A 13,789-nucleotide genomic window follows, 5' to 3' on the forward strand; every position below is an offset into this window, starting at 1 on the left:
CATCACTCCTGGTAGCTGACGAGACGGGCGACGCTGCCCAGCAGAAGGTCGAGCAGCATGCCGACCACGCCGATCATCAGAATCGAGAAGATCACGCTGGCCAGGTTGAGGTTGTTCCACTCATTCCACACGTAGTAGCCAATGCCGGTGCCACCGACGAGCATCTCGGCGGCGACGATCACCAGCCAGGCGATGCCCACCGAGATGCGCATGCCAGTGAGAATGGTCGGCATGGCCGCAGGCAGGATCACGCTGAACGCCGTGCGCAGCGGGCTCAGCTCATGGGTGCGGGCAACGTTGATCCAGTCGCGACGTACGCCAGCGACGCCGAAGGCGGTGTTGAGCAACATCGGCCACACCGAGCAGATGAAGATCACGAAGATCGCCGAGGTCTGCGAATCCTTGATCACGAACAGCGCCAACGGCATCCAGGCCAGCGGCGAGATCGGTCGCAGTATCTGGATGAAGGGATTGAGCGCGCGGTACATCAGCGGCGACATGCCGATAACGAAACCAACGGGGATCGCCACCAGCGCCGCCAGCAGATAGCCGGTCAACACCCGGTACAACGAGTGCGCAAGCTGGATGCCGATGCCCTTGTCGTTAGGCCCGTTGTCATAGAACGGCTGGCTCAGCTCGGCATAGGCATGCGCCAGCACCACCGAAGGCGGCGGCACCCGTGCTTCCTGCTCGGCCTCGCCCATGAGCATGGCGTATTCGTCATCGGCACTGACTGCGGCGCTGGCGGGCACTCGACAGAGCACCTCCCAGATGGCGAGCAGCAGCACCAGCAGCACGGCGGAGAGGATCGCCGCGCGCAGGGAAATGGACGCTTTCATCACGACCTCCGCATGGCGAAGCTGGCCAGGTAAGCGTCCGGATCGGCCGGATCGAAGGGTTTTCCCATCACACTGAAGGACTTGTAGGCATCGGCCGGTACCGGCAGACCGAGCTCTTTCATCACCTTGCCGGCGTCAGCCGCGAGGAACACCCGCTCGGCGATGTTGCGGTAGTCCACATCCCCCTGCAGATAGCCCCAGCGTTTCATCTGGGTGAGGATCCACACCGCCATCGACTGCCAGGGGAACGGATCGAAGTCGATGCGCTGTGGCTCGTCATGAATGTTGCCCAGGCCGTCGGCATAGCGTCCGCTGAGCACCTGCTGCACCACCGGCACTGGCTGGTTGAGGTAGTTGCGGGTCGAGATCGCCTCGGCCACCGCCTTGCGGTTCTCGGCCTTGGAGGAGTATTGCGTGGCGTCGATGAGTGCATGCAGCAGCGCGCCATAGGTATTGGGATTCTCGCTGGCGAAGCGCTGGCTGCAGGCGAAGGCACAGCACGGGTGACCCGGCCACAGTTCCTTGGTCAGCAAGTGGATGAAGCCGACCTTCTCCCATACCGCGCGCTGGTTGAACGGATCCGGCGAGAGGAAGCCATCGAGGTTGCCGGCGCGCAGGTTGGCGACCATCTCCGGTGGCGGCACCACGCGGATCTGGATATCGCGATCCGGATCCAGGCCGTGCTCGGCAACGTAATAGCGCAGCAGAAAGTTGTGCATCGAGTATTCGAACGGCACACCGAAGCGCATGCCCTTCCACAGCTTCGGATCGCGTTTGTCCTGATGCTGCATGCCGAGCACGATGGCCTGGCCGTTGACGTTTTCCAGCGCCGGCATGACGAAAGGCGTCTGCGTCGAACCCAGCCCCAGGCTGATGGCCAGTGGCATCGGCGAGAGCATATGCGAGGCGTCGTACTCGCCGGCCAGCGACTTGTCGCGCGCCACCGCCCAGCCTGCGGTCTTCACCGTTTCCACCTCCAGCCCGTACTTGGCGTAGAAACCCATCGGCTCGGCCATGATGATCGGCGTGGCGCAGGTGATGGGCACGAAGCCGATCTTCAGCTTGGTCTTCTCCAACGGGCCGAGGCTGTCCTTGACCGCCGCCTTGACCGCATCCAGCGGGATCATGCTGCCCAGAATCGCCGCCGCGACACCGCCCCCGATCATCCCCATGAAACTGCGCCGGGAGAAATCGTTGTGGCCGAACACGCCGCGCACGATGGCGTTCTCCACCGCGCGATCGAGCATGGCTTCACTGCTATCGGGCAGCGCAGCGGCACTCGGCGTGCAACGCTGGCAAGCACAACCGGCGGCATGGGAAAGCTCGCTGTCGGGGCTGAATGGATCGTCCAGGCTGTTGACGCTCATCGTGATCACTCCTGCGATGGCCTGCCCCAAATTGGTGAGGCGGGCGCTGACTGGGCTGGGCCATTGCTGGCCGGTTCATGTCTGCTATTGCAGGAGCTGTACCATCTCAAAAAACAAATTAAGCGATTGAAAAATAAAGACTTTAATCAAATCCCTTAAAAACGATATTTCGTCATTAACGAGATTACGTCAGCGTTAGAAACGATATTTCGTCAAATGGCACGGCCTTTGGATAACAAGACACAAGCTCAATCCCGCGAGGCCCGAGATGCCTGATCCAAATGCCGCCAGCCAATTGCTGCTGCAACACATGCAGAGCGCCAGCCTGGTCATCGATCCAATCCACGACCGCATCCTGCATGCCAATCCAGCCTGTTGCGCCCTGCTCGGCTGGCCGCTGGATAAACTGCTCGCACAGCGCGCCAGCCGTCTCTGGGCACATGACCTGGGAGCACTGGTCACTTTCACCGAGGAAGTGCAGGTGCGCCGCAATGCCTGGCGCGACGGCCTCGGGCTGCTGCATCACGATGGCGAGCGCCTGGAAGTGGAAATCGACGGCAGCCGGCTGGAACATGACGGCGCTAGCCTGCTCGGCCTGCTGATCCAGCAGCGCCGTCGCCTGGATGCCCTGCGCGGGCTGGCCGAAGCCGAGCGCTATCAACGCCAGGGGCTGCTCGAATGGCAGGGCGTGGAACGCATCTTCCGCCAGTTCGAGCGGCAGAATCAGCTGATCCTCGGCGCCGCTGGCGAGGGCATTTATGGCGTCAACCGCAATGGCGAGACCACCTTCGTCAATCCGGCAGCCGAACGCATTCTCGGCTGGCGTGCCGACGACCTGATCGGCCACAACATTCACGACCTGATTCACCACCATCATCCCGACGGCAGCACCTACGACGGCCATACCTGTCCGATCTATGCCGCCTTCAACGACGGCGAAGTGCACCAGGTGGCCGACGAGGTGTTCTGGAACAAGGACGGCAAGCCGATCCCGGTGGATTACACCAGCACGCCGCTGCGCGATGACGGCGAACTGGTCGGCGCCGTGGTGGTGTTCCGCGACATCAGCGAGCGCCTGGAAACCGAACGCCGGCTGCGCCAGGCATTGAGCGAGGTACAGCAGCTCAAGCAACGCCTGGAGCTGGAGAATGCCTACCTGCAGGAAGAAATTCGCGGGGAGTACGCCCAGCACGATCTGGTCGGACGCAGCGCTGCCATGCAGCAGGTGATCCACCAGATCGAACTGGTCGCCCCCACCGGCGCCAACGTGCTGATCACCGGCGAGTCAGGCACCGGCAAGGAGCTGATCGCCCGCGCCATTCACGACAACAGCGGGCGCAGCCGCCGCCCGCTGATTCGGGTGAACTGCGCGGCGGTACCGCGCGAGCTGTTCGAGAGCGAGTTCTTCGGCCATATCCGCGGCGCCTTCACCGGCGCACTGAATGACCGCGTCGGGCGTTTCGAGCTGGCCGACGGCGGCACGCTGTTTCTCGACGAGGTCGGCGAAATCCCCCTGGAGCTGCAGAGCAAGCTGCTGCGCGTGCTGCAGGAGCAGCAGCTGGAGCGGGTCGGCGACAACCGTACCCGTCAGGTGGATGTACGCGTGATCGCCGCCACCAACCGCGATCTGCGCCAGGAAGTGCGTGCCGGCCGCTTCCGTGAAGACCTGTACTTTCGCCTCAACGTCTTCCCCATCGAGTCGGCGCCACTGCGCCAGCGCCCGGAAGACATTCCGCCCCTAGCTCAGCACTTTCTCGGCCGCGTCTGTCGTCAGCTCAACCGCCCCGAGCCGAGCCTGCGCCTGGCCGACATCCAGCGCCTGCAGGCCTATTCCTGGCCGGGCAACATTCGTGAGCTGGAGAACCTGATCGAGCGCGCGGTGATCATTTCGCCCGGCACCCGGCTGCGCCTTGATCTGCCCAACGACAGCGGCAACGACGCGCCATCACAGCCACAGGTGGAACAGGAAATGCGGATTTTCACCCAGGGCGAGCAACGCCGGCAGATGCGCGAAAACCTGATCGCAGCATTGAAGGCCTGTGCGGGCAGGATATCGGGGAAGGACGGCGCGGCGCGGTTGCTGGAGCTGAAGCCAACGACCCTGCGCTCACGCCTGGAGAGCTTTGCCATCGACCCGCGCGACTACCGACCGCGTAAGTCGCAGCCGCGCAGGTACGAGACGAATCAGACGCCGAGGTAGTCGAGGATGCCTTCGGCGGCGTTGCGGCCTTCGAAGATCGCCGTCACCACCAGGTCGGAACCGCGCACCATGTCGCCACCGGCGAAGATCTTCGGGTTGCTGGTCTGGTGCTTGAACTGCGACTGCTCGGGCGCCACGACGCGGCCCTGGCTGTCGGTCTGGATCTCGAACTGCTCGAACCAGGGCGCCGGGCTCGGACGGAAGCCGAACGCGATCAGCACGGCTTCCGCCGGGATGACTTCCTCGGAGCCCGGAATCGGCTCGGGACTGCGGCGGCCACGGGCATCCGGTTCGCCGAGACGGGTCTCGACCACCTTGATGCCTTCCACCTTGCCGTCGCCGACGATGGCGATGGGCTGGCGGTTGAAGAGGAACTTCACGCCCTCTTCCTTGGCGTTCTTCACTTCCTTGCGCGAGCCCGGCATGTTCTCTTCGTCACGGCGGTAGGCGCAGGTCACGGCCTTGGCGCCCTGACGGATCGAGGTGCGGTTGCAGTCCATCGCGGTGTCGCCACCGCCCAGTACCACGACGCGCTTGCCCTTCATGTCGATGAAGTCTTCCGGCGCCTTCTCGAAACCCAGGTTGCGATTGACGTTGGCAATCAGGAAGTCCAGCGCGTCATAGACGCCCGGCAGGTCTTCACCCGGGAAGCCACCCTTCATGTAGGTGTAGGTGCCCATGCCCATGAACACGGCATCGTACTCATCCAGCAATTGCTGCATGGTCACGTCCTTGCCGATCTCGGTGTTCAGGCGGAACTCGATGCCCATGCCGGTGAACACTTCACGGCGGCGGCTGAGCACGGTCTTCTCCAGCTTGAACTCGGGAATGCCGAAGGTCAGCAGGCCACCGATTTCCGGGTTCTTGTCGAACACCACCGGGGTCACGCCATTGCGCACCAGCACGTCGGCACAGCCCAGGCCGGCCGGACCGGCGCCGATCACTGCGACACGCTTGCCAGTCGGCTTGACCTTGGACATGTCCGGGCGCCAGCCCATGGCGAAGGCCGTGTCGGTGATGTACTTCTCCACCGAACCGATGGTCACCGCGCCGAAGCCGTCATTGAGGGTGCAGGCACCTTCGCAGAGGCGATCCTGCGGGCACACGCGACCGCAGACTTCCGGCAGGGTGTTGGTCTGGTGCGAGAGCTCGGCGGCGGCCAGGATGTTGCCTTCCGACACCAGCTTCAGCCAGTTCGGAATGAAGTTGTGCACCGGGCACTTCCACTCGCAATACGGGTTGCCGCAGCCCAGGCAGCGATGCGCCTGGTCTGCAGCTTGCGCCGGCTTGAAGTTGTCGTAGATCTCGACGAACTCCTTCTTGCGCTGACGCAGCAGTTTCTTCTTCGGGTCTTTGCGCCCGACTTCGATGAACTGGAAGTCGTTATTCAGACGTTCAGTCATTGCATTACCTCATCAAACCACTTCAGGCGCATTCTTATTGCGGGTTGGCACGGGTGCTGGACAGCAGCGACTTCAGACTGGCCGCTTTCGGTTTCACCAGCCAGAACTTGCGCAGGTAATCGTCCAGGTTTTCCAGCAGGTTCTGGCCCCACTCGCTGCCAGTTTCCTCGACGTACTCGGCGAGCACGCTTTCCAGGTGGCTGCGGTAGGCCTCCATCGCTTCGTTGTTGATGCGTTGGATTTCCACCAGCTCGTGGTTGACGCGGTCGTAGAAGCCGTTGTCCATGTCGAGCACGTAGGCGAAGCCGCCGGTCATGCCCGAGCCGAAGTTGTAGCCGGTCTTGCCCAGCACACAGACGAAACCGCCGGTCATGTACTCGCAGCAGTGATCGCCAGTGCCTTCCACCACGGCGTGAGCGCCGGAGTTACGCACAGCGAAACGCTCACCCGCAGTGCCGGTGGCGAACAGCTTGCCACCAGTGGCGCCGTACAGGCAGGTGTTGCCGATGATGGCGCTGTCCTCGGTGGCGAACGGGCTGCCGGCAGGCGGGGTGATAACGATCTTGCCCGCGGTCATGCCCTTGCCGACGTAGTCGTTGGCGTCGCCTTCCAGGCGCAGGTGCAGACCACCGGCGTTCCACACACCGAAGCTCTGACCGGCAGTGCCCTTGAAGCGGAAGGTGATCGGCGCGCCATTCATACCCTGGTTGCCATGCACACGAGCGATCTCACCGGAAATGCGCGCACCGATGGAGCGGTCGCAGTTGCCGATGTTCAGCTCGAACTCACCACCGGTCTTGCCGGCGATGGCGTCCTTGGCCATTTCCACCATCTTCTCGGCCAGCAGGCCTTCGTCGAACGGCGGGTTCTTCGGCACCTGGCAGAACTGCGGCTTGTCAGCCGGGATATGCGCGCTGGCCAGCAGCGGCGATAGATCCAGGTTGCCCTGCTTGGCGGTTTCGCCCGGCAGCACTTCGAGCAGATCGGTACGCCCGATCAGCTCTTCCAGGCTGCGCACGCCCAGCTTGGCCAGCCACTCACGGGTTTCCTCGGCGACGTAGGTGAAGAAGTTCATCACCATCTCGACGGTGCCAATGAAGTGATCCTTGCGCAGCTTGTCGTTCTGCGTGGCCACGCCGGTGGCGCAGTTGTTCAGGTGGCAGATGCGCAGGTATTTGCAGCCCAGAGCCACCATAGGCGCAGTACCGAAGCCGAAGCTCTCGGCGCCGAGGATGGCCGCCTTGATCACGTCCAGGCCGGTCTTCAGACCACCGTCGGTCTGTACCCGCACCTTGCCGCGCAGGTCATTGCCGCGCAGGGTCTGGTGGGTTTCGGCCAGGCCCAGTTCCCACGGCGCACCGGCATAGCGGATGGAGGTCAGCGGCGATGCGCCGGTACCACCGTCGTAACCGGAAATGGTGATCAGGTCGGCATAGGCCTTGGCCACACCGGCGGCGATGGTGCCGACACCGGCTTCCGCTACCAGCTTGACCGACACCAGTGCCTTCGGGTTGACCTGCTTGAGGTCATAGATCAGCTGCGCCAGGTCTTCGATCGAATAGATATCGTGGTGCGGCGGCGGCGAGATCAGGGTCACGCCCGGCACCGCGTAGCGCAGTTTGGCGATCAGACCGTTGACCTTGCCGCCCGGCAGCTGGCCGCCCTCACCGGGCTTGGCACCCTGGGCCACCTTGATCTGCAGCACTTCGGCGTTGACCAGGTATTCCGGGGTCACGCCAAAGCGGCCGGTGGCCACCTGCTTGATCTTCGAGCTCTTGATGGTGCCGTAGCGGGCCGGGTCTTCGCCGCCCTCACCGGAGTTGGAGCGACCACCCAGACGGTTCATCGCCTCGGCCAGCGCCTCGTGCGCCTCCGGCGACAGCGCGCCGAGGGAGATGCCGGCGGCGTCGAAACGCTTGAAGATCGACTGCAGCGGCTCGACTTCATCGAGGCTGATCGGCGCGCTGGATTCCTTGACCTTGAGCAGATCGCGGATCATCGACACCGGACGGGTGTCGACCAGCGTCGAGTATTCCTTGTACTTCTCGTAGTTGCCTTGCTGCACGGCGTCCTGCAGCGTGCGCACCACGTCCGGGTTGTAGGCGTGGTATTCGCCGCCGTAGACGAACTTGAGCAAGCCGCCCTGCTGGATCGACTTGCGGTTGTTCCAGGCCTCGAAGGACAGCAGCTTCTGCTCGCTTTCGATATCGACGAAACGCGCCCCCTGGATGCGGCTGGCCACACCCCGGAAGCACAGCTCGGTGACTTCGTCAGCCAGGCCGACCGCCTCGAACAGTTGCGCACCGCGATAGGACGCGACCGTGGAGATGCCCATCTTCGACAGGATCTTCAGCAGGCCCTTGGAGATGCCCTTGCGGTAGTACTTGAAGACTTCGTACAGATCGCCCAGCACTTCGCCGGTGCGGATCAGGTCGCCCAGCACTTCGTAGGCCAGGAACGGATACACCGCCGAAGCACCGAAGCCCAGCAGCACGGCGTAGTGGTGCGGGTCACGCGCAGTGGCGGTTTCCACCAGGATGTTGCAATCGCAGCGCAGGCCTTTCTCAGTCAGGCGGTGATGCACGGCGCCAGTGACCAGCGCGGCATGCGCCGGCAGCTTGCTCGGAGCGATGTGACGGTCGGTCAGCACCAGCAGCACCTTGCCGGCACGCACGGCTTCCTCGGCCTGGTCGGCCATGTTGCGCACGGCAGCTTCCAGACCCAGCGACTCGTCATAGTTCATGTCGATGACATGACGGTCGAAGCCTGGGCGATCCAGGTTCATCAGCGCGCGCCACTTGGCCGGCGAGATCACCGGGCTGCTGAGGATCACGCGAGTAGCGTGCTCCGGCGACTCGCTGAAGATGTTGCGCTCGGCGCCCAGGCAGATTTCCAGGGACATGACGATCGCTTCGCGCAGCGGGTCGATCGGCGGGTTGGTGACCTGCGCGAACTGCTGGCGGAAATAGTCGTACGGCGAACGCACGCGCTGGCTAAGCACCGCCATCGGCGTGTCGTCACCCATCGAGCCGACGGCTTCCTGGCCCTGCTCACCCAGCGGGCGCAGCACCTGGTCACGCTCCTCGAAGGTGACCTGGAACATCTTCATGTACTGCTTGAGCTGATCCGGGTCGTAGAAGGCCGAACCGTGATCGCGGTCTTCCAGCGTCGCCTTGATGCGCTGGGCATGCTTGCGCAGCCACAGCTTGTAGGGGTGACGCGATTTCAGGCGGCTGTCGATGGACTCGGTGTCCAGCACCTGGCCGGTTTCGGTATCGACGGCGAGGATCTGCCCCGGGCCGACACGGCCCTTGGCGATGACGTCCTCGGGCTGGTAATCCCACACGCCGATTTCCGACGCCAAGGTGATGTAGCCGTTCTTGGTGGTGACCCAACGCGCCGGGCGCAGACCGTTACGGTCGAGCAGGCACACGGCATGACGACCATCGGTCAGCACCACGCCGGCCGGGCCATCCCAGGGCTCCATGTGCATGGAGTTGTATTCGTAGAACGCGCGCAGGTCGGCGTCCATGGTTTCGACGTTCTGCCAGGCCGGCGGAATGATCATGCGCAGGCCACGGAACAGGTCGATACCGCCAGTGACCATCAGTTCGAGCATGTTATCCATGCTCGAGGAGTCGGAACCGACGCGGTTGACCAGCGGGCCCAGCTCGTCGAGATCGGGAATCTGCTCGTTGGCGAACTTGGTGCGACGGGCCTGCGCCCAGTTGCGGTTGCCGGTGATGGTGTTGATCTCGCCGTTGTGCGCGAGATAACGGAAAGGCTGTGCCAGCGGCCACTTCGGCAGGGTATTGGTGGAGAAGCGCTGGTGGAAAACCGCGATGGCGGTCTGCAGGCGCTCGTCACCCAGGTCCGGGTAGAACTGCTGCAGATCCGCCGGCATCATCAGACCTTTATAGATGATGGTCTTGTGCGAGAAGCTGCAGATGTAGTGATCGCTGTCGTCGGCATTGGCCACCGACGAGCGGCGACGGGCGCTGAACAGCTTGATGGCGAATTCCTGGTCGGATAGACCTTCGCCGCCGATGAACACCTGCTCGATCTGCGGCAGGCGCTCCAGCGCCAGGCGACCGAGTACGCTGGTATCGATCGGCACCTTGCGCCAGCCCACCAGCTGCAGGCCGGCTGCGAGGATTTCGCGGTTCATGTTCTCGCGCGCGGTTTCGGCCTTGGCCGAATCCTGATTGAAGAACACCATGCCCACCGCATATTGCGCAGGCAGTTCGACGCCGAATTGCTCCTGGGCGATCGCGCGCAGGAATTGGTCGGGCTTCTGGATCAGCAGGCCACAGCCATCACCGGTCTTGCCGTCGGCGTTGATACCGCCGCGGTGAGTCATGCAGGTGAGGGCCTCAATAGCGGTATTGAGCAGGTGATGACTAGGCTCACCTTGCATATGGGCGATCAAGCCGAAGCCGCAGTTATCCTTGAACTCATCAGGACGGTACAAACCTGCTTTCATAGGGGAAACTCTCACCAGGCTGCCTAGACTTCAGGCAAATTGCTTTCTAATTCAATGACTTGAACCCGAAAAGCGGGCACGGGCCAGCTTTGCATGGGCAAAAGGGAGGTCATTGTACATATCCACCCATCTCGTCACAAATTTTCGTGACGAGGGGGTGAAAGTTTATGTCGCAAAAACGAAGGATAAGACCACAAGGTCGTGCTAACAACCAAGCGGTCATCTTGGGACAGAGCGTCTAACGGCTCATTTCCTGTTGGATACTGCCCAGCGTACGCGGCCAGGGCTTACCGGCCTGCAGCTTGGCCGGCAGCGTTCTCACGGCCGCCTGAGCGGCGTCGCGACTAGCGAAACTACCATAGGTCAGCACATACAGCGGCTGTCCCTGGTGGACCTTCTTGAAATAACGATATTCGCTACCACCCTCACGTACCAACGCCTGAATGTTGGCCTCCGAGCGCGACCCGACCACTTGCAAGGCATAGCGGGAGGCTGGCTGCTGCGCGTACCAACCACCCGCATGCGCATTGGCCGCCGCCGTAGCGGGCGCAGACTTGGGCGTCGCAGCCGGAGCGGGAGCCGGGGTTGCTGGTTTGGGTGCAGCCGGTTCAGGCTGCTGTGCAGGTGCAGGTGCAGGTGCAGGTGCAGGTGCAGGTGCAGGTGCAGGTGCAGGTGCAGCAGCGATTGGGGCAGATGGCAAAGTCACTGTCGAGGGTTCGGGCGAGGCCGGGGGCTCGAAGTTATCCAATTCTTCGCCAGCCGCCTCAGCCAACGGCTGGCGAATCACGCTCTGGGACTCACCCACCAACGGCAACGGCAGTGGCTGACTGGCTCCCGCGAACTCGATAGCTGGCGCGCGACTTTCTGTAGCAGGCGATTGCGCCGGCTCTTCAGCTTCTACGGCCGGCGCGGACGACTGCAAAGGTAGCGACGAGTTGCTGGCCACCGGCGCAGGCGGGGCAGATTCCCGCCCCTGCATGAACCAGGCAGCAGCAACGCCGACCAATACGACGGCAAGCGCCAACAGATGCTTTTTCGGCAGGGCAAAACCGCCGCCCGTACCACGACCAGCCGAGCGCTGCGCGAGCATCTGCTCGACCAACAGTTCACGCGCCTCTTGATTGATTGCTCCGGGCCACCCCTGAGCACGAACATGAATGTCCTCGATCTGCTCTTCGGTCAACAGATCAATACTCTGGCCGGCGCCATCTAGCCGCTGAGCCAGGTAGTCGCGCGTCTCCTCTTCAGCGTAAGGCTGAAGCTCGATCGCGTGATAACACTCCTCGCCACCAGCCAACGCTTCCAAGCGCGCCAACAGATCCTGCTCGGCAAACAGAAAGATATGCGGACGCCCCTCGGCATTACCCGCCGCAAGCGCCAAGACGCTTTTCAGCGCTGCGTCATCCAACTGATCAGCGTCGTCGACCAGCAGATAAACCTCTTGCCCGGTCAACGCCAACTGCCCTACCTGCGTCAGAATCGAACGCACATCGGCCTGAGCGATGGACAGCCCCTGAGCAACTTGGCGCAGCAGCGCCTCGCTACCGGTGACACCCTGCGCGACGACAATACTCTGCACCGCCTGCTTGTTGGTGCTGGCAACCAATGCCTGACGCAGCAGCGTCTTGCCACTGCCTTCAGGGCCGACCACGGCGAGCAACAGCTGACTGTAACGCGCGAGGTGATGCAATTGCCCCAACACTGGCTTGCGCTGCGCCGGGAAGAACTTGAAGCCAGGCACTCGTGGCGCAAAGGGGTCGTGGCTGAACTGGTAATGCGCCAGGAAAGCTTCGTCAGCATGCAAACTGGTCATGGATCACTCTTCAAGAGTTGGACGACTGAGCCAACGCGGCGTAATCGCTACGCAGCGTGGCGTCGAGAATTTCACGCGGGTAGTCGGCAGTCACTACAGCCTCACCCAAACGCTTTAGCAACACGAGACGCAGCTGACCATCGAGCACCTTCTTGTCCACTGCCATATGCCCAAGGAACTGCGCAGGCGTCATATCCTGCGGCGGCACCACTGGCAGCCCGGCCGCCTGCAACAGGCGTACACCTCGGTCTCGATCCGCTGCCGATAGCCAGCCCAGGCGATAGGACATTTCCAACGCCATCACCGTTCCAGCGGCAACCGCCTCCCCATGTAACCACACACCATAGCCCTGCTCAGTCTCTATGGCGTGTCCAAAGGTGTGACCGAGATTGAGAGTGGCGCGCACTCCCGACTCACGCTCGTCCGCACCGACGACACGCGCCTTGGCTGCACAGGATTGCTCGATAGCATAGGTAAGCGCCTGCTGATCGAGCGCACGCAAGGCCGGCATATTCTGCTCCAGCCATGCCAGGAAGGGCTCATCGCAGATCAGGCCATACTTGATGACTTCGGCAAGGCCAGCCGACAACTCGCGAACAGGCAAGGTATCAAGACTGCTCGTGTCGATCACAACGGCTTTGGGCTGGTAGAACGCACCTACCATGTTTTTGCCCAGCGGATGATTGATGCCAGTCTTGCCACCCACCGAGGAATCGACCTGAGAAAGCAGGGTCGTCGGGACCTGGATAAAATCGACACCACGCTGATAACAGGCTGCAGCAAAGCCAGCCATATCACCGATCACACCGCCACCAAGCGCCACGACGGTGGTGCGGCGATCATGTCGAGCGCTCAGCAGGCCATCGAAGATCAGCTGCAGGGTTTCCCAGTTCTTGAACGCCTCACCGTCGGGTAACACCACAGACGTAACGCTATAGCCTTCGAGCACCTGCAGCAGCGCTTGCAGATACAACGGCGCGACGGTTTCATTGGTCACGATTGCCACCTGCCGACCAGCTATGTGCTGTGTGAGCAGTGCAGGGCGAGACAGCAACCCCTGACCGATATAAATGGGATAGCTGCGTTCAGCGAGATCGACGTGAAGAGTCTGCATGAGGCCCCCAGGAGAAAAAGGCCACTAGGATAGCGCAGTTCGCCCCGCGCTTTAACGGGGCGACAGGGCTTCCAGGCGCAAGAGAATTTCCTGAACCACCATGCGTGGCGGACGCTCATCCGTCTCGATGATGATATCGGCGACCTCTCGGTATAGAGGATCACGCATGGCCATCAGATCCCTGAGCACCTGAGACGGATTGGCCGTGCGCAGTAACGGGCGATTGCGATCACGCGACGTGCGGTCGATCTGCTGTTCCACAGAAGTGTGCAGGTAGACGACTCGCCCACCAGCATGCAGAGCCTGGCGATTCTCCGGGCGCATGACCGCCCCGCCACCAGTGGCCAACACAAGACCGTCCTGCATCGAGAGCTCGGCGATCACCGCCCGCTCCCGCTCACGAAAGCCCTGCTCACCCTCGACATCGAAGATCCAGGGTATATCGGCACCGGTACGCTGCTCGATCTCTTTGTCAGAGTCTTTGAAAGACAAACGCAGTTCTTTAGCAAGCAAACGCCCGATGGTGCTCTTTCCAGCTCCCATCGGGCCAACGAGGATTACATTCCGCAC

At 62.4% G+C, this 13,789-nt stretch carries 8 protein-coding genes; 1 reads left to right on the forward strand and 7 read right to left on the reverse strand.

Translation table 11 applies throughout. The annotated features are described in order from the left end of the window. Positions 1-2 precede the first annotated feature (2 nt). Positions 3-839, reverse strand: coding sequence for a nitrate ABC transporter permease (gene ntrB / locus RTH74_RS05915; protein ID WP_021487805.1), 837 nt, complete (start codon positions 837-839; stop codon positions 3-5). Beyond that, entirely contained in the window at positions 839-2,206 is a 1,368-nt protein-coding gene (locus tag RTH74_RS05920) for a CmpA/NrtA family ABC transporter substrate-binding protein (RefSeq protein WP_316914072.1), read from the reverse strand. Before RTH74_RS05920 ends, ntrB begins: the two co-directional genes overlap by 1 nt. A gap of 268 nt (positions 2,207-2,474) precedes the next feature. Here RTH74_RS05920 and RTH74_RS05925 point away from each other — a divergent pair, with 268 nt between their 5' ends. Next, on the forward strand, positions 2,475-4,406 hold the full coding sequence (locus tag RTH74_RS05925) for a sigma 54-interacting transcriptional regulator (protein WP_316914073.1): 1,932 nt from the start codon (positions 2,475-2,477) through the stop codon (positions 4,404-4,406). Here the strand turns inward: RTH74_RS05925 and RTH74_RS05930 are convergent. The 5 genes from RTH74_RS05930 to aroK all read right to left on the reverse strand — a co-directional run bounded on the left by RTH74_RS05930 (position 4,391) and on the right by aroK (position 13,789). Continuing rightward, on the reverse strand, positions 4,391-5,809 hold the full coding sequence (locus RTH74_RS05930; protein WP_106737407.1) for an FAD-dependent oxidoreductase: 1,419 nt from the start codon (positions 5,807-5,809) through the stop codon (positions 4,391-4,393). The genes RTH74_RS05925 and RTH74_RS05930 overlap by 16 nt on opposite strands. Before the next feature lie 34 nt (positions 5,810-5,843). Next, a complete protein-coding gene (gene gltB, locus RTH74_RS05935) occupies positions 5,844-10,292 on the reverse strand; it encodes a glutamate synthase large subunit (RefSeq protein ID WP_316914074.1) in 4,449 nt (1,482 codons plus the stop codon). 238 nt (positions 10,293-10,530) lie between these two features. After that, on the reverse strand, positions 10,531-12,105 hold the full coding sequence (locus tag RTH74_RS05940; protein WP_316914075.1) for an AAA family ATPase: 1,575 nt from the start codon (positions 12,103-12,105) through the stop codon (positions 10,531-10,533). A 10-nt stretch (positions 12,106-12,115) separates the two neighbouring features. Continuing rightward, a complete protein-coding gene (aroB, locus tag RTH74_RS05945; protein ID WP_316914076.1) occupies positions 12,116-13,219 on the reverse strand; it encodes a 3-dehydroquinate synthase in 1,104 nt (367 codons plus the stop codon). A gap of 51 nt (positions 13,220-13,270) precedes the next feature. Continuing rightward, the gene (gene aroK, locus RTH74_RS05950) at positions 13,271-13,789 is read right to left on the reverse strand and encodes a shikimate kinase AroK (protein WP_099522785.1); all 519 of its coding nucleotides are present in this window, start codon (positions 13,787-13,789) and stop codon (positions 13,271-13,273) included.

The sequence above is a fragment of the Pseudomonas sp. zfem001 genome, from assembly GCF_032621725.1.
In the GTDB taxonomy this organism is placed as follows: Bacteria; Pseudomonadota; Gammaproteobacteria; order Pseudomonadales; family Pseudomonadaceae; genus Aquipseudomonas; species Aquipseudomonas sediminis.